This window comes from Acinetobacter sp. YH12134 (assembly GCF_013418555.1).
Classification (GTDB): domain Bacteria; phylum Pseudomonadota; class Gammaproteobacteria; order Pseudomonadales; family Moraxellaceae; genus Acinetobacter; species Acinetobacter indicus.
The window spans coordinates 1-16715 of sequence record NZ_VPBT01000029.1 but is presented as its reverse complement, the minus strand read 5'-3'; the positions used below and the strand labels follow the sequence as shown (position 1 = coordinate 16715).

Annotated in this window: 11 protein-coding genes, 3 tRNA genes and 1 pseudogene; 9 read left to right on the top strand and 6 right to left on the bottom strand. The window is 46.4% G+C overall.

Going from position 1 to position 16715, the window contains the following annotated elements; all coding sequences use genetic code 11:
* The first annotated feature begins 269 nt into the window (after positions 1-269).
* Positions 270-1400: an HPP family protein gene (locus FTU69_RS13260; RefSeq protein WP_005181952.1), complete on the top strand. Its 1131-nt coding sequence runs from the start codon at positions 270-272 to the stop codon at positions 1398-1400.
* A gap of 68 nt (positions 1401-1468) precedes the next feature.
* Here FTU69_RS13260 and FTU69_RS13255 read toward each other — a convergent pair whose 3' ends face one another.
* A complete protein-coding gene (locus FTU69_RS13255; protein ID WP_180104026.1) occupies positions 1469-1735 on the bottom strand; it encodes a PspC domain-containing protein in 267 nt (88 codons plus the stop codon).
* A 288-nt stretch (positions 1736-2023) separates the two neighbouring features.
* Between FTU69_RS13255 and FTU69_RS13250 the strand changes: the two genes are divergently transcribed.
* Positions 2024-2620 (top strand): hypothetical protein, encoded by a 597-nt coding sequence (locus tag FTU69_RS13250; protein ID WP_227554624.1) that lies wholly within the window; start codon positions 2024-2026, stop codon positions 2618-2620.
* A 125-nt stretch (positions 2621-2745) separates the two neighbouring features.
* Here FTU69_RS13250 and FTU69_RS13245 read toward each other — a convergent pair.
* The 5 genes from FTU69_RS13245 to FTU69_RS13225 form a co-directional block, all read right to left on the bottom strand.
* Positions 2746-2821: transfer RNA gene (locus tag FTU69_RS13245), tRNA-Lys, on the bottom strand.
* 74 nt (positions 2822-2895) lie between these two features.
* Positions 2896-2971: transfer RNA gene (locus FTU69_RS13240), tRNA-Lys, on the bottom strand.
* Between the two features lie 20 nt (positions 2972-2991).
* Positions 2992-3067, bottom strand: a tRNA-Lys gene (locus tag FTU69_RS13235).
* Positions 3068-3197: 130 nt separating this feature from the next.
* Positions 3198-5039 carry a long-chain-acyl-CoA synthetase gene (locus FTU69_RS13230; RefSeq protein ID WP_180104025.1) on the bottom strand — a complete coding sequence of 614 codons (1842 nt, stop codon included), beginning with the start codon at positions 5037-5039 and terminating at the stop codon, positions 3198-3200.
* 170 nt (positions 5040-5209) lie between these two features.
* Positions 5210-8611, bottom strand: a complete 3402-nt coding sequence (locus tag FTU69_RS13225; RefSeq protein ID WP_180104024.1) for an Rne/Rng family ribonuclease — start codon at positions 8609-8611, stop codon at positions 5210-5212.
* Between the two features lie 753 nt (positions 8612-9364).
* On the opposite strand from FTU69_RS13225, the gene FTU69_RS13220 reads away from it, so the two are divergent.
* From FTU69_RS13220 to FTU69_RS14710, 7 genes and pseudogenes are all read left to right on the top strand, one after another.
* Positions 9365-10333, top strand: coding sequence for an RluA family pseudouridine synthase (locus tag FTU69_RS13220; RefSeq protein ID WP_045795497.1), 969 nt, complete (start codon positions 9365-9367; stop codon positions 10331-10333).
* Between the two features lie 382 nt (positions 10334-10715).
* The gene (locus FTU69_RS13215; protein WP_168406164.1) at positions 10716-11384 is read left to right on the top strand and encodes an HAD-IA family hydrolase; all 669 of its coding nucleotides are present in this window, start codon (positions 10716-10718) and stop codon (positions 11382-11384) included.
* A 537-nt stretch (positions 11385-11921) separates the two neighbouring features.
* Entirely contained in the window at positions 11922-12719 is a 798-nt protein-coding gene (locus tag FTU69_RS13210; protein WP_005181967.1) for a 2-keto-4-pentenoate hydratase, read from the top strand.
* Positions 12720-12755: 36 nt separating this feature from the next.
* Positions 12756-13652 (top strand): acetaldehyde dehydrogenase (acetylating), encoded by an 897-nt coding sequence (locus tag FTU69_RS13205; RefSeq protein ID WP_180104023.1) that lies wholly within the window; start codon positions 12756-12758, stop codon positions 13650-13652.
* An 11-nt stretch (positions 13653-13663) separates the two neighbouring features.
* Positions 13664-14683, top strand: coding sequence for a 4-hydroxy-2-oxovalerate aldolase (dmpG, locus tag FTU69_RS13200; RefSeq protein ID WP_005181971.1), 1020 nt, complete (start codon positions 13664-13666; stop codon positions 14681-14683).
* A gap of 589 nt (positions 14684-15272) precedes the next feature.
* Positions 15273-16544, top strand: a complete 1272-nt coding sequence (locus tag FTU69_RS13195; RefSeq protein ID WP_180104022.1) for an OprD family outer membrane porin — start codon at positions 15273-15275, stop codon at positions 16542-16544.
* Between the two features lie 81 nt (positions 16545-16625).
* Positions 16626-16715: pseudogene (locus tag FTU69_RS14710) on the top strand (transposase); the annotation flags it as partial.

Here is a 16715-nt window from a genome sequence, read left to right as displayed (position 1 = left end):
CAGCATTGTCATTTCAGTCATTTTTCTCAAAGATTGGTTTCATCTGGTGTATACAGCGCAATCATCTGCGCTGAACGGTGTATACGCAGAAACGATGTTTTTAAAATGAAGGGCTTATCAATTTTTTCTAAAAAGAGGATGATTCAGTGTGCCTATACTGATATACATCTCAACAGAAAAATTCATAATTATAAGATATAGAATGAATACATCTTATAAGCTGCTTCATTTTATAATGGCGGCCGTCGCCAAAATCACAAAGGATTCCCGTGTTTCATCCGCAATCTGAATGGTTAGAAATCTTAAAACCCAATTTCAAATTACTGCCGCTGAAAGAACGTCTGTTGTGCGGATTGGGTGCTTTGCTGGGCTTGAGTCTATCTTCGCTGATCAGCTTATGGATTCTGGGCGATATTAATGCCTGGTATATCGCGCCGATGGGTGCGTCGTCAGTATTGCTGTTTGCGGTGCCGGCCAGTCCGCTGGCACAGCCGTGGAATATGGTGATTGGCAATACTATTGCCGGCATTATTGGTGTGACTTGTGCGCTGTATATTCCGAATCTGACCGAAGCCTTTAGTGTGGCGGTGGCCTTATCTATTATTTTAATGATGTCGACCGATTCGCTGCATCCACCGAGTGGTGCTGTGGCGATTACCGCAGTATTGGGCGGTGAGGCGGTCAGTGAACTGGGCTATTTATTTATCTTTTATCCGGTGCTGTTAAATTCGCTGTTATTGCTGTTGGTGGCAATGATGTTTAACCGACTGACTGGCAAGCAATATCCACACAAGGCCCAGCTGAATCTGCGCTCGCAAGACCCGACCCCGACCCAGAAGGTCACCATTCAGCCGCAAGATATTCATCATGTGCTGGAGCATCAGACCGAGCTGCTGGACATTAGTGAATATGACTTGCAGAAAATTATTCTGGAAGCGCAATATCAGGCCAATGCGCGTATGCAGGATGAAAACGTGCAGGAATGGCGCTGTGAAGATATCATGACCCATGATGTGATTACCTTGCAGCAGGATGATGATATCCAGCTCGCGCTAGACAAGTTCAAGCAGGTCAATTTAATGAGCTTGCCGGTGGTAAATGCCGAGCAGCAACTGGTCGGCACATTGGCACTGTATGAAGTGGTGGAATGGTTTAAACATGCTACCGATGTGCGGATGTCATGGCAGCATCAGGTCAAACACATTATGAACCGCAAGGTGGTGACGGTAAAACCACATCAGAGTATTGCCGATCTGGTCCCGTATTTTGTGGAACGTTCGTTTAACTATATTCCAGTGGTGGAACAGCAGCAGCTGGTCGGGATTATTAGCCGCGCCGATATGATTGCCGCCATGAACCAGCGTCTGATCTGGCTACGCAGCAAAACTACGGAAAGTTAAAGCCAGAAAAAAGAAGCTACGGTAATAGGGGTCCACCGTAGCTTTAAACTGTGCAAGAAAAATGAAGATTAACGGTAACTGTTCTGATCTTCATGAATGGTACGTACCGGATTGTGATAGCCATTCACGTGTTCAATTTCAGCTTTCTTTTTCGGCATCACCAGCCACAGTACCAAGTACACCAGAATACCCGGGAAGGCGGCACTCATAATGGATACCAACACAAAAATAATGCGGAGTAAATTTGCATTCCAACCAAAACGTTCAGCAATACCACCCATTACACCTGCAATCATGTTTGAGCGGTTAGAGCGGTATAAACCAACATTGGCCATTGAGGTCTCCTTAAAAAATAAAATGGTGAGTCAATCAACAACTCATAAAATAAAAATGGCGACCTATTTCCGTTTTTAAAGGGTCAATGCGCTATAAATCGTTAATTTATGTAAATAAAATGACACGGTATAAATATTGCGCTTTAAAATCTTGAAACAGGTCTACAAAAACTGTAGATTTTGGTGAAAATTCATATAATTTCAATAGCTTCGCTGTGTGCCCATCAACCTGATGCAAAGGCATACGGTGGCTATTTTTATTGATACCCGGGAGACACCATATTGGCTGTGCATTGTTCGAAATGGTTATGGGGAATCTGTTGCCTGTCTTTGGCCGCTTGTGACCCGACGTTTAACAGTCAAGAAGGAGAGGAGGCACAGCCGTTTACACCCGTGGCAGACCTGCAGGTGACAGAAGATGTGCCAAGTAAGCGCCTGAGTGAAGTGGCTGGCCAGCCGGTATTTCCATCTGCAGAAGATGCCGATAAAGCCGTGGTGCCGGAAGCGGCCTTGGCCTATGTCGGCCGGTATCAGGTAAAAATTAGCTGTGAAGATGCCTATGTCAAATGCGAGACCGGGACAGCTGATTTTATTCTGACTTTATTGCCTGATGGCACCGCACATCGTTCCATTGTCTATCTGGGCCGGGTCATGGCCGGTGCACAAATGAATTATCATCTGGATTACTGGATGTATGATGAAGCCGCACACCAGATTATTGTGCATCGCAGTAATGGGGTGGAAATTTTTTATGATATTGATGGCACGCAGAATCTACGCATGGATTTAGAAAAAATTGCCACAGTATCGACGGTAAATCAGCAGTATTTTTCCCGTAATCCTTTACCGGCACATGCTTATTATCTGGAAAAGTCGGCCGATTAAAAGAGCAGATCGAGCGTTCTTTCATCCATATTAATATTGAGGTTGTAGCGCAGATGCAATGCAGCCCAGCATATAAATGTGCAATGCAGAGTAGGGAAGCGAGGATATTTATTCTGGAAGATAAATGGTGGGTCGTCCGCGACTCGAACGCGGGACCAACGGATTAAAAGTCCGCTGCTCTACCAACTGAGCTAACGACCCTGAGGAATAAAAAATAAGCAGCTTATTTTTTAAGATGCAAGAACTGGAGTTTTTGCAGAGTTCCTAAGGAAAGATGGTGGGTCGTCCGCGACTCGAACGCGGGACCAACGGATTAAAAGTCCGCTGCTCTACCAACTGAGCTAACGACCCATCTTAGGCTTTCAAATGAGTGGTGGGTCGTCCGCGACTCGAACGCGGGACCAACGGATTAAAAGTCCGCTGCTCTACCAACTGAGCTAACGACCCATATCATTTGATGGAGCGTATTGTAGCAAGATCTCGTTTGAGCGCAAGTAAAAAATAAAAAAGTTGTCTATGTTTGATTATAAATGAAACAAATTCATGCTAGGGAATCAAAAAATAGACAACTTTGGGCTTAGAAGCGGTATTGATAGGTTTGAATCTGCTCGAAAATTTCCGGGGTTAGATCAGTATAAGCCGCTGCACCGGGCAGCAACACCAGCAAACGATCCGTGGTAGCTGCCGGATTAAATGCCTGTTCTTTGAGCTTGTTTTTCTGATATTTAAAAGTGCCGGTGGTTTCAACCTGCGCCTGAATTCGTAAAAATACCGGAACCGCATAGCCGGGCAGGGCCTGTTTAAACTGGCTCACCATCTGCTTTAGGTCATGTTCATCCAGTGTTGCATCGGCATTTAAGGTAATGGCCGCCATTCCGGCACGACCATTGGTGTCTGGAATTTCTACGCCGTAGACCACCGCTTCGGCAATTTTGTCATACTCGCAGAGTATATTTTCCACTTCGGTGGTAGAGACATTCTCGCCTTTCCAGCGGAAGGTATCACCCAGGCGGTCAACAAACTGGGCATGACGGAAGCCGATATTTCGTACCAGATCGCCGGTATTAAAGTATTGATCGCCACGCTGGAAAACGCCTTTTAAAATCACCGCCTTGTTTTTTTCCGGATCGGTATAGCCATCAAACGGCGAGCGGCGGGTAATTTTGCCAATCAATAAACCGACTTCGCCTTTTTTGACTTTCTGGCACCAGCCGCGCGCATCCCGGACTGGTTCATTTTTTTCTTTATCGAAAGCCACAATCGCATAAGGGGTTGGAGAAAAGCCAACGGTATTGTCAAAGTTAAAGATGTTGCTAAAGCCGACATTGCCTTCACTGGAGGCATACAGCTCCAGAATTTCTTCAATGCCAAAGCGCTGTTTAAACTTGTTCCAGATGTTCGGGCGCATGCCGTTCCCAATCATTTTGGTAACACGATGGCCCTGATCCAGCGCGGATGGCGGTGCATCCATTAGGTAACGGCACAGCTCGCCGACATAACCAATGGCGGAGGCATTAAATTTCTGTACATCTTTCCAGAAGCTGGAAGTGGAGTATTTACGTCGAATGGCCAGGGTTGCGCTACCGGCAATTACGCCGCACCAGCACACCACAATACCGGTGGCATGATACAGCGGCAGGGTCACATACATGACATCTTTTGGATTCAGATTTAGCACATGACCATAGGTGCCATAGGCCAGGGTCCAGCGGCTATGGGTGAACACCACGGCTTTCGGCAGGCCGGTGGTTCCCGAGGTATAGATATAAAACAGGCCATCTTTGCCCTGGACAGAATGCGTGGTCGGCGGATTGAATTTCGGGAAATGGTCGATCTTTTCGGCCAGATTATTAAAGCCTTTCGGGGCTTTGCCCGCATCGCGCTGGGTTTCCTGGTCGGCAAACCAGTCCAGACGATCTGCCGGCAAATCCAGCGCCTGACGAATCTCATCTACCGCAGCACGGCATTCTTCGCCGACAATTAGCGCGACCGGTTTGACCAGATTGATGCTATGGGTCAGCACCTTACTGACCTGTGAGGTGTTTACCAGTGCAATGGTGACGCCAATTTTGGCCAGACCGATGACAGTCGCGATCAGTTCCGGGCGGTTTTCCAGCATTACCGCAATCACATCGCCTTTGCGTGCGCCTTGTGACAGATAATAGTGGGCAATCTGGTTGGCCCATTCATTCAGGGCTTTGTAGCTAAAGCGCTGCTCTTCAAACATTAAAGCCAGACCATGCGGATTACGTTTGACCGCTTTTTCAAAGGCAATGCCCAGACCGGCAGGGGTGGATGGCGTTCGTAAATAGGCTTGACTCAGACCCTGAATAAGATTCGGGACTTTGCCGATAAACTTTGGAATTTTGGCGGCGACATCGGCCAGACCAATAAGATCATGTTGTGTTGTATGGCTCATATGAATCCTATTTATTCTCGACATCCAATCTGTAGTTCTAGCGCATGAATATTGCACTTTAAGGTTTTAATCGTTTCGTTGTAGTGTAATCAACCTAATCTGACAAATTAACAAAAAAAATCCAGCCACCGAAATGACTGGATTTTTTTATTCACCTGCAAAAAAGCAAATTATGACTCAGTTGAGGTGTTGGCTTTCTTTGGTGGACGGCCACGTGGACGACGCGGACGTGCCGGTTTTTCTTTCTCGGCCTTGTCTGCTGCGGCTTCTGGAGCTTCAGCTTCTGCATTTGCCGGTGCTTCGCTGGCATCTGCTGCATCAACTGGCAGTTCAGCCTGTACTGGTTGCGCTGCTTCAGCTTTCGCTGTTTCTTTAGCCGGTGCTTCGGCTGCAGCGCTTTCTTCAGTCGCCACTTCAGTTTCAGTCGCAGTGGTTTCAGCCGCTGGTGCTGCTTCAGTTGCTGCTGGCTCGGCAGTCGCTTCTACAGGTGCTGCTGTGCTGCTTGCAGCAGTGGCTTCTGTTGCTTCAGCTGCTTGAGCGTCCGCCGCAGTTTCTGCTGGTGCATCGTTAGCGGGTGCTTTTTCTGCTTCGTCGGCATGAGCCTGTTTGGCCTGTTCCAGCGCCTGTTCGGCAGCAAGTTTGGCTAAACGACGACGCTCACGCGGATCATTGGCCACACGCTTGACTGGCGCTGGTGGAGTCAGGTCCAGCACAGGAGCAGGTTCTGCTTCTGGCTCAGCTTTGCTGACTTCAACATCACGGGTCACAGGCTGCTTTTGGCTTTCTGCCGCAGGTGCTTGAGCGACCAGGCTGGCTGCATATTGTTCAGTGAACTTTTGCAGGGCGCGGTTAAAGGTTGGAATTAAACCAAACTGCTCAATCAGCACCGAGCAATCTTCACCATACACATGACGGATCAGGCTGCCTACCGTGTACTGCTGCAAGGCTGGAACCTGAGACGGTGACAGCTTTGGCGGCTGGTTTTGTTGCGCACGACCTTCACGCTGCTGGCGACGACGCTGACGCGGATCGTTGCTGGCACGTTTCACCGGTTGCGATTTGTGCTCTTCAGCCACAATTGCCGCAGGTGCCGCTTCTTCTTTTGGTACTGGTGCTTCTTCTACTGCTTCAGTGCTGGCCGCAACCGGAAGTTCAGCGGTCGCTGCTGGTGCAGCGGCTGCGTTCTGGTTCAGCGCGACAATTTCACTTTGTGCAGCATCAACATTCACCACCAGAGCAGTTGGCATCACGTCCTGACGTGGTGCATCCACCAGGTCCACTTTCAGGCCTTGTGCTTCAGTGGCTGGTGCTGCTGTAGCTGCTGCCGGTGCAGCCGTGTCATTCAGCACGCTGGCATCGCGGTGGCGGTTTGGACGCTCTGGGCGTTGCTGGTTGCGACGGTCACGACGTGGCACAGCATCTTGCTGTTGCGCTTCGTTTTGCGTCTGTTCATTGTTGTTGTGCTGACGGCGGGAGTTGCGTTTGTTTTCACGCGCTTCCTGACGTTGCTCCTGACGTGACAGCTGCACCACTTCTTCGTGTACCTGATGCTGTGCTGGGCTGTTGTCATTCTGGCTGTTTTGCTCGCGCGGCTCTTTGTGCTTGCTGCGCTTTTTGTTGTTGTGACGTGATGATTTTTCTTCACGTTCAGCCGGTTTTTCAGCGTGATCACGCTCATGCTTGGCCACAGTTGATGGGGCAAGATAAGCATTGCTGGTTGCTGCTGCTGGTGCAGCCACAGGCGCCGCAGCTGCAATCTGACCGAACTGGCCACGGCTAACTGCGCCATTATTGACCATTTGCTCAATCGCTGCAGCCGCATTGTTGGCGCTACGTGACTGATCAACCGTGTTGGCCTGTTTTTGCACAAACAGGTTTTCTAACCATGCACATGGGCTAGCACTTGGTGCAGCGGCAGCAGGGGCCACTTGTGCAGGCGCAGCGGCTTGAGCTTTGGCTGGACGCTTCTGTTCCTTTTGCGGTGCTGCAGGCGCAGCTGCATGCTGAGCGTGCTGTTCTTCTTCTAAATGCCATTCAGAGGCTTCATAACCCAGTTCCTGTTCGCTTAAGCGGGTGGCTGCTGTGCGTTCATAGCTGGTTGGGGCAAAGCCTTCCGGATTGTAAGAGATTTCGTAATGTGGGGTTTCTAAATGCGGGTGCGGCAATACCGTTACACGTACATTTGAGGTTTGTTCAAGGTAAACCAGGCTGTGACGCTTTTCATTCAATAAGAATGCTGCAATTTCAACCGGTACTTCAACCTGAACTTCACCATGACGCTCACGTAGCGCAATCTCTTCCACTTTACGCATAATCGACAGTGAGAGAGAACGTAAGTCACGTACCATGCCGGTACCATGACAACGTGGGCAAACATAACCGGTCGCTTCTTCTAAAGATGGACGTAAGCGCTGACGGCTCATCTCCATTAAACCAAAGCGTGACAATTGACCAAACTGGATACGCGCGCGGTCGCTTTGCGTTGCTTCACGCAGCTTGGCTTCCACCATACGCTGGTTACGGTCTTTGGTCATGTCGATAAAGTCGATTACTACCAGACCACCGATGTCACGTAAACGTAACTGGCGTGCAATTTCTTCAGCAGCTTCCAGGTTGGTGTTTAGTGCGGTATCTTCAACGTCCTGACCACGAGTTGATTTTGCCGAGTTAATGTCGATTGACACCAATGCTTCGGTCTGGTCAATCACAATTGAGCCACCTGAAGGCAGTTTGACTTCGCGTTCATAGGCGGTTTGAATCTGGCTTTCGATACCGAAATGCGCGAATAATGGCTCATTTAAAGTATAGGTTTTTAGCTTGTCGAGCTGACGCGGCATCACCGCTTTTACGAAGTTATAGGCTTCGTTATAGGCCTGTTCTGAGTCAATCAGGATTTCAGCCACATCATCACGCAGGTAATCACGAATGGCACGCGTGACAACACCAGCTTCCTGATGCACCAGCATTGGCGATGGACCAGAACTTGAGGTGCTTTGAATTTGCGCCCACAGATCTAGCAGATGCTGTAAATCAAGTTGTAATTCTTCTTGAGAACGTCCGATACCGGCGGTACGTACAATCACGCTCATCCCGCGTGGCACATTTAAAGAGGCCAGCATTTCTTTCAGTTCTTCACGCACTGAACCGGAAATCTGACGGCTAATACCGCCCCCTTTCGGGTTGTTTGGCATCAGGACCAGGTAACGGCCCGCCAGTGAAATAAAGGTCGACAGGGCAGCACCCTTGTTGCCGCGCTCTTCTTTTTCCACCTGAACCAGCAGTTCGGTACCTTCAGTAATCAGTTCGCGAATATTTGAGGTTTGACGAGGATCGGCCTTGTAGTAAGAGTTGGCAATTTCACGCATCGACAGGAAACCTTGACGACCGGCACCATACTCAACAAATACAGCTTCTAAAGATGGCTCTACGCGAGTCACATGACCTTTATAGATATTTGATTTTTTTTGTTCACGGGTACGATTTTCTATATCAAAATCGTAAAGACGCTGACCAGTGACAAGTGCAACGCGAATTTCTTCAGCATGTGTTGCATTAATCAACATACGTTTCATGGGTGTAACACCTTATAGTGATACACAGCAAAACATCGCTCTATACGTAGCGAGCATCAAACATCACGGATCATGGTTCAGATCTCAAATACAGCGGTCTGAACGTTTCTCTACCGGCCTGATAATCGGGTTTCGGTGGATGATTCACGTATTGATGATGTCAATACGGCTTCAATCTTTAAACGATTAAAGTCACCTGGTCGTTTCACTGGCGGACGAGCGGTACATTGGATGTGAGTAACTTTCACTGTCACATTGCTCAAAGATCATCCCTTCTTTTAGTCGAGTGTCTTGATACGGAATTATCGTCGTATCTTTACAATTTGTGCAGATCCAATGTATCAACGCTGTAGCCTGAATGCGACATCAGGGAACGATTAGTCTGATGTGTATCAGTTTACGTTTAAAAACCAACTTGAGGTTGGCGACATATTTTTTCAGGCAAACTGATTTATGTACCTTAAGTACAATTAAACGCAACAGTTTGCAGTTTTGCCGATATAATAAGCCTTCGGCGTCGGCATAATTCTTTTGGGACCTTTACGTGTTTAGTGGAGTGTTTGATTGAATAATCAACTTCAGTAAAAACCGAAATGACCCAACTTTTACCCACTTACGATGGTTTCCGTGCGCTGACTATATCAAACCTTGCATCATCTGCCTATGGGCTAAGCTTATGTTTCTTGTGTAAAGCATAGCCTAAGTGATCAGTTTTTAATCAATTTTAGTATTTTTTTAGGTCGTCGTAACTGTATGAATTCTACCCAACAATGGCAAAGTGTCACTTGGTTTGAAGTCGATGAGCATCAAGCGGGGCAACGGATTGACAACTTTTTGTTTAGCCGTTTAAAAGGCGTGCCCAAAAGCCGGATTTACCGTCTGATTCGTGAAGGTCAGGTGCGGGTCAATAAAAAACGGGTCAAAGCCGAAACCAAGCTGAATATTGGCGATCAGATCCGGGTTGCTCCAATCCGTTTTGAACAGAAAGATGATACCCCGGCGCCGGTGTCGGACAAAGTTGCTCAAGGCTTGCTGAACCGGGTCATCTATGAAGATGAAGGGCTGATGGTGGTGAACAAGCCATCGGGCATTGCCGTGCATGGGGGCAGTGGTGTGGCCTATGGCCTGATTGAAGGCTTGCGCGCCGCCACCGGGAAAAAATATCTGGAGCTGATTCACCGCATTGACCGCGATACTTCGGGTCTGGTGATGATTTCGAAAAAACGCAGCGTATTAAAAACCTTGCAGGACATGCTGCGCGAACACAAAATCCGTAAAACCTATGCTGCGGTGGTGAAAGGACAGGTGACGCTGGACAAACAGCTGATTGATGCACCTTTACATCGTTATGAGCTGGCCAATGGCGAACGTCGCGTGCGTGTGTCTAAAGAAGGTAAAGAATCGAAAACCCAGTGGAATGTGCAAGAGCGCTTTATGCATGCCACACTGGTCTATGCATCGCCGCTGTCTGGACGTACCCATCAGATTCGTGTGCATGGTCTGAGTATTGGCCATCCGCTGGTGGGTGATGAAAAATACGGTCATGAAACCGAATATCGTGGCCCTAAACCACGTCGCTTGTGTTTACACGCCATGCGTCTGGAAATTCCGGGTTATCCGACCATTGAAGCGCCGTTGCCTGAAGATATGCAGAGTCTGGTGGCGCAGTTAAGAGCGCAGAAGGCGGATAAGGTACTAACACTTGGGGAAGATGACGAATAATCTTTGGCTTTTTAATTCTCGTTCGTCTTGCTTTATTTAAGTGGGAAACTTCCCTCTTTATTAAAATTAAAGATGAGGAACATTGTTCCGCAAGGGGAGATTAAATTTCGGAAAAATCCTCTCCCTGAGCAGCACTGCTGCGCAAGTCCCCTTCTTGCACGTCGTTTAAAGCAGTGCTTTAAACTCGTTCAGGAGAGGGAGCGTTGCGATAGTAAATGATATCTGCATCCGAAATGTGCGAAAGGCGACATGGATGTCGCCGTTGGGTAATTAATATCTGTTGTGATCTTGCAATAAAAGTTATTTTCTAATGAAGCTCTCCCTCCTTTTTTAAAGGAGGGTCGGGGTGGATTTAAACCGAATCAAATCGAGGAAACCATATATGAATACAGCTGTAGAACTCATCATTTTCGACTGGGATGGCACCTTGTTTGATTCAGTCGGTCAAATTGTGGCGAGTTTACAGTTCGCTGCGCAGCAGTTCCAGCAACCGTTAACCGATGACGCGGCCAAAAGTATTATCGGTTTAGGTCTGCCTGAAGTGGCGCAGCGTTTGTTCCCGATGGTACCGGAATTGCATAGCGAGATTTTACAGTGCTATTCCGAACACTATGTGGCCAACTCCAAAACTGATGTCTGGTTTGATGGTGTGGCAGCAATGCTGAATGATTTACAGGACGCAGGGGTAAAACTCGCGGTGGCTACCGGTAAAAGCCGTAAGGGTCTAGATCGTGTGCTGCAGCAAACTCAAAGTATGGGAATGTTTGCTGCGACCCGTGCCGCCAGTGAAACCCGCTCTAAACCGCATCCCTTAATGTTAGAAGAAATTCTGGCAGAAACCGGAGTGCGCCCTGAGCAGGCGATTATGGTGGGCGATACCTCTTATGATCTGGAAATGGCGCAGGCTATTGCCATGCCGCGTGTGGGTGTCAGCTATGGGGTACATACGGTCGAAGTGTTACAGCTGTTTCAACCGCTAAAAATTGCCGGGGATGTCAGCAGCCTGCATCAGTTCCTGTTACAGCAGGTACAAATGAAACAGGCCATCTAGGTGGGAGAGCATCTTTTCAGAAGAAGTGAACCTCTTGCCGCTTCTTCTTTTATTCAAGAGCTTATTTTCTTCCTTCTTATATTGATCTCTGCCTGGGCATGTTGCGTGATTGCAAAGTTTCGTCTTTCTTTTTCTGTTCTAGAGGCTGTATAAACACTGTGCAGCCTTATTGCCTCTAAAAGCTGCTGATAAAATCGTCTAATACCGAAGCCTTAAGCGCTGAAACTTCTCATCCAGATTTTCTTAAAAAGTGGATAGAAATACTCGGAAATCTATAGCTATCAGGGGCTTCGTGTCGGTTGAGTTGTGGCTGTGTTATAGGTTCTAGCTATTGTAAAAAATAAAATAAGTATTGGCATAAAAAGTCCATTTTTCCGATTCTAAATCAGTTTATATCTATGCGCGTTTGCTAGAGATCGGCAGCAACAGCCTGTTGCCGCTCTGATCAGTCCCCCCTATATCGGCCGATGTTCAGCTGCATGCCGGAAAATCTAGTCAACAGCATAAGCCCAATTTTTGCAGTTTAAGGAAACATTGATGTCGAATTCTGCTGTTGTTGCATCAGTTGCTCAAGCGTTAAGAGATGCTGAATTATCACAAACTGCGATTGCACCGATTCGCCCACAATTAGGCGGTGAATCTGCTGATGTAGATATCGCGTACGCAGTTCAAGAAGTAAATACCGAACGCGCGTTGAAAGAAGGCCGCCGTTTAGTAGGTCGCAAAATTGGTTTGACCTCGAAGGTAGTTCAGGCACAACTGGGTGTTGATCAGCCAGATTTCGGTATGTTGTTTGCAGATATGGCCTATGGTGATGGTGAAGCCATTCCTGCAGGTTTGCTGATTCAACCGAAAGTTGAAGCAGAAATTGCACTGGTCATTAAAGAAGATTTGACCAAAGAAAAACACACCTATGCTGACATTATCAGTGCAACTGACTACGCACTGCCAGCAGTAGAAGTGGTGGATAGCCGTATTGAAAACTGGAAAATCAGCCTGATTGACACCGTGGCAGACAACGCATCTTCAGCGGCGTTTGTACTGGGTTCTCAACCGGTAAAACTGGAAAACCTGGATCTTGTGAATTGCAAGATGGTCATGACCCGCGGTGAAGAAGTGGTTTCTCAAGGTGTGGGTAAAGCCTGTTTAGCCAACCCATTGAATGCTGCAGTCTGGCTGGCAGATGAAATGGTACGTCGTGGGCGTCCATTGTTAAAAGGCGACATCATCTTAACAGGTGCGTTAGGGCCAATGGTTGTGGCGCAACCAGGCGATGAATTCAAAGTTGAAATTGAAGGCTTTGGTTCAGTTACAGCGGCATTCGCTGCTGAATAGGCCCCAACCTGATCAGAATTTTAAGAGAGTACATTCATGAAAAAGATTAAATGTGCAATGATCGGTCCAGGTAACATCGGTACTGATTTGCTTTACAAATTACAACGTAGCGAATGGTTAGAGCCAGTATGGATGGTGGGTATTGATCCTACATCTGAAGGTCTAGCGCGTGCGGCGAAAATGGGTTTAAAAACCACGGCTGAAGGTGTAGATGGTCTTCTTCCTCACGTAATCGAAGATGACATCAAAATTGCATTCGATGCAACGTCTGCATACGTACACGCAGAAAACAGCCGCAAGCTCAATGAACTTGGCGTGTTAATGATTGACTTAACACCTGCGGCGATTGGTCCATTCTGCGTACCACCAGTGAATCTTGAAGCATTGCTTGCGGCTGGTGAAGTGCCAAACGTCAACATGGTAACGTGTGGCGGTCAGGCAACCATTCCAATGGTTGCTGCAGTTTCTCGCGTTCAACCGGTTGAATACGGTGAGATCATTGCAACGGTATCGACGAAATCTGTAGGTCCTGGTACACGTAAAAACATTGATGAATTTACCCGTACCACTGCGGGTGCAATTGAGAAAGTTGGTGATGCGAAACAAGGTAAAGCGATCATCATCATTAACCCTGCTGAGCCACCACTGATGATGCGTGACACTGTACATTGTTTAGTTGAAGGTGAGCCAGATCAAGCTGCGATCACTGAATCTGTGCATGCGATGATTAAAGAAGTGCAAAAATATGTACCAGGTTACAAACTGGTAAACGGTCCTATTTTTGACGGTAACCGTGTTTCGATCTTCTTAGAAGTCGAAGGTTTAGGTGACTTCTTGCCGAAATATGCAGGTAACCTGGATATTATGACAGCGGCTGCTGCACGTACTGCAGAAATGTTTGCTGAACACGTTTTCAACACTGCTGAAGCTTAAGGAGCAACCTCATGTCTAAGATTATTGTTCATGATATGACTTTACGTGATGGTATGCACCCGCAGCGCCATCAAACCACTGTTGAGCAAATGATTGCCATTTCAACAGCGCTAGATGATGCAGGCGTACCTTTAATTGAAGTGACCCACGGTGACGGTCTTGGTGGTTCATCAGTCAACTACGGTTTTGCTGCTGCTACTGACGAAGAATACCTGTCTGCTGTTGTGCCACGTATGAAGAATGCGAAAGTGTCTGCACTGCTTCTTCCTGGTATCGGTACAGTTGATCATTTGAAAATGGCGCATGAAATTGGTGTATCAACGATTCGTGTTGCAACACACTGTACAGAAGCGGACTGTTCTGAACAGCACATCACTGCTGCTCGTAAACTCGACATGGACACCGTGGGCTTCTTAATGCTGGCTCACATGGCTTCTCCTGAGCGTCTTTTAGAAGAAGCACAGAAGATGGTGTCTTACGGTGCAAACTGTATTTATGTCACAGACTCAGCAGGTTACATGCTTCCTCAAGACGTGAAAGACCGCGTGGGTCACTTGCGTCAACACCTTGACCCAAGCATCGAACTCGGTTTCCACGGTCACCACAACTTAGGTATGGGTGTATCAAATACGGTTGCTGCGGTTGAAGCCGGTGCGGTACGTGTGGACTTGGCCTCTGCGGGTCTTGGTGCGGGTGCGGGTAACACACCACTGGAATTGTTCATTGCTGTAGCGAACCGTATGGGTATGGATACAGGCGTTGACCTGTTCAAAGTACAAGACGTTGCTGAAGACCTTGTGATTCCAATGATGCACAACCCGATTCGTGCAGACCGTGATGCAGCGACTTTAGGTTATGCGGGTGTTTACTCTTCATTCCTGTTGTTCGCAAAACGCGCTGAAGCGAAATATGGCGTATCTGCGCGTGAAATCCTGATGGAACTTGGTCGCCGTGGTACAGTGGGCGGTCAGGAAGACATGATTGAAGACCTGGCGCTTACTATGTCTAAAGCACGTGAAATGCAAGCTTAAGTTTTAATTTTAAAACTGGCTTAAGCAAAGCACTCCAATATATTTGGGGTGCTTTTTTTATTGGTGTGATTGAGTTGCTTAATATCACACTTTAAAAATAAATCCGGATTTAAAATCACACAGATCAATGTATTTAAAACGCATCTTATTTTTATATAAAAAGTTTTTTAAATGATCAGCCGGGATTTATTTTAAAAGGATGGAGAAGGGGGAGTAGAAAACCGATTAATTTAAATTTGAGGAAAAGCTGAATTACTTTAAATATTAAATTTTTTATAAATAATACTGATAGTTAAAAGCTATTAGTTAAAGTGTTAATGTTAAAACCAATAAATAAAGCCTAAAAACTCAAAATAAATAAAAAATACAGTGAAAAATAATATGAATAACAGAGGTTTATATTTGCAGGGTGGAGAGTATTTAGCAGGGAAATGATTGCTGAAATATCTTAAAAAAATAAAAAAAGCGCTGTGAAATCAAAAAAATGCCCAAAATGATAAATGTTTAATACTGTAGTCGGATTTTCTATTTGATTATGCTTACGCATGATGACGGCATTGTTTTTATCTGCTGAATGGGAAAACTTACCATGCGTCGTCAAAAATTATGGATAGCAATGCTTGCTGCGACAGCAACTTTAGGAACTTCTGCTACATATGCAGATTTTATTGATGACAGCAATGTTCAACTTAAATTTAAAAATTTCTATTTAGATCGTCAGTATCAAGATAAACCAGAATTGAACTTTGGTTCATGGTCACAGGCGGTAACTTTGGATGCCAAGTCTGGTTATCATGATATTGGTGGTGGCGTGCAAATTGGAGCAGATGTACTGGTTCAACATGCAGTTAAACTCAACGGCCGTGATCAAAATCCGGATTGGGTGTTACCTCACGATGGCAAAGAATCTAAAGATCATTTTGGTAAAGTTGGTGCAACCTTAAAAGTTAAGGTATCTGAAACTGAGTTGAAGGTTGGTGATCTATTACCAATGTCACCAGTGGTATTCTTTGATCCATCTCGCCAATTACTGACTACTTATAGTGGTGCCTGGTTAGAGTCTAAGGACATTAAAGATACTAAACTGACCTTGGCATATTTAGATGGCATTAATGCACGTTATGAAAATCAATATCATGACCTGAGCTTATTTCCGCAAAACAACTTTGCGACAGCAGTCAGTACAGATGACGGTATGTATATTGCCGGGATTGATCATCAATTCACCCCAAAAGTGGGTGGTAGTTACTGGTATGCCGATGTCACCAACATCTACCAACAACACTATGCCGCTGTAAACTATAAAACGACCTTGGCTGAAAACACCAAGTTAGACACCCATGTACGTTATTTTGACAACAGCGAATCGGGTGACCAGCTGTATGGCAAGATTGACAGCCAGGCCGTGTCTGCAGGTGCAAAAATCAACCATGGTATGCACACAGTACAATTAGGCTACCAGCAAATGTTTGGAGAGCATGGTAACAAAGCGCCAATGTTCCCGACATTGGGTGGTTGGGTACCACAGCCTTATCTAGACAACTGGTCGGTGGCAAGCTTTATCCGTAAAGATGAAAAATCATGGAGCTTGGGTTATACCTATAACTTTGCTGATGTGGGTGTACCAGGTTTAACCGCAACTGCACGTCATTTCCGTGGTTGGGATGTCGATAATGGTGCAGGCGAACCGCGTGGCAAAGAAAATGAAATCAACCTGATTGTGAACTATGTGGTACCAGAAGGTAAGCTAAAAGGTTTAGGTTTCAACTACATGTTTATTGATACCAACTATGACAATATCTCAGGTGGTAACGATCTAGAAGAACACCGTATCGCGACGACCTATACCTATACATTCTAATTGGTCAAGATCAAAGAGCAGCTGCACCTCCAGCTGCTCTTTTTTATAGTCAAATCAGTATAAAACCAATACAATGGTGTAATGAGTTATTCAGAACATTTTAGACGTAAAATTTTAGCTAAGCTTGAGGAAGGTTATTCTATTCGAGCGGTAGCTGCACAATTTGAAATT

Excerpts from the sequence above, each read along its gene's own strand:
- dmpG (WP_005181971.1), top strand. The coding sequence starts at position 13,664 with ATGTCTAAGATTATTGTTCATGATATGACTTTACGTGATGGTATGCAC.
- FTU69_RS13230 (WP_180104025.1), bottom strand. The coding sequence starts at position 5,039 with ATGAGCCATACAACACAACATGATCTTATTGGTCTGGCCGATGTCGCC.
- FTU69_RS13215 (WP_168406164.1), top strand. The coding sequence starts at position 10,716 with ATGAATACAGCTGTAGAACTCATCATTTTCGACTGGGATGGCACCTTG.
- FTU69_RS13255 (WP_180104026.1), bottom strand. The coding sequence starts at position 1,735 with ATGGCCAATGTTGGTTTATACCGCTCTAACCGCTCAAACATGATTGCA.
- FTU69_RS13225 (WP_180104024.1), bottom strand. The coding sequence starts at position 8,611 with ATGAAACGTATGTTGATTAATGCAACACATGCTGAAGAAATTCGCGTT.
- FTU69_RS13220 (WP_045795497.1), top strand. The coding sequence starts at position 9,365 with ATGAATTCTACCCAACAATGGCAAAGTGTCACTTGGTTTGAAGTCGAT.
- FTU69_RS13195 (WP_180104022.1), top strand. The coding sequence starts at position 15,273 with ATGCGTCGTCAAAAATTATGGATAGCAATGCTTGCTGCGACAGCAACT.
- FTU69_RS13205 (WP_180104023.1), top strand. The coding sequence starts at position 12,756 with ATGAAAAAGATTAAATGTGCAATGATCGGTCCAGGTAACATCGGTACT.
- FTU69_RS13210 (WP_005181967.1), top strand. The coding sequence starts at position 11,922 with ATGTCGAATTCTGCTGTTGTTGCATCAGTTGCTCAAGCGTTAAGAGAT.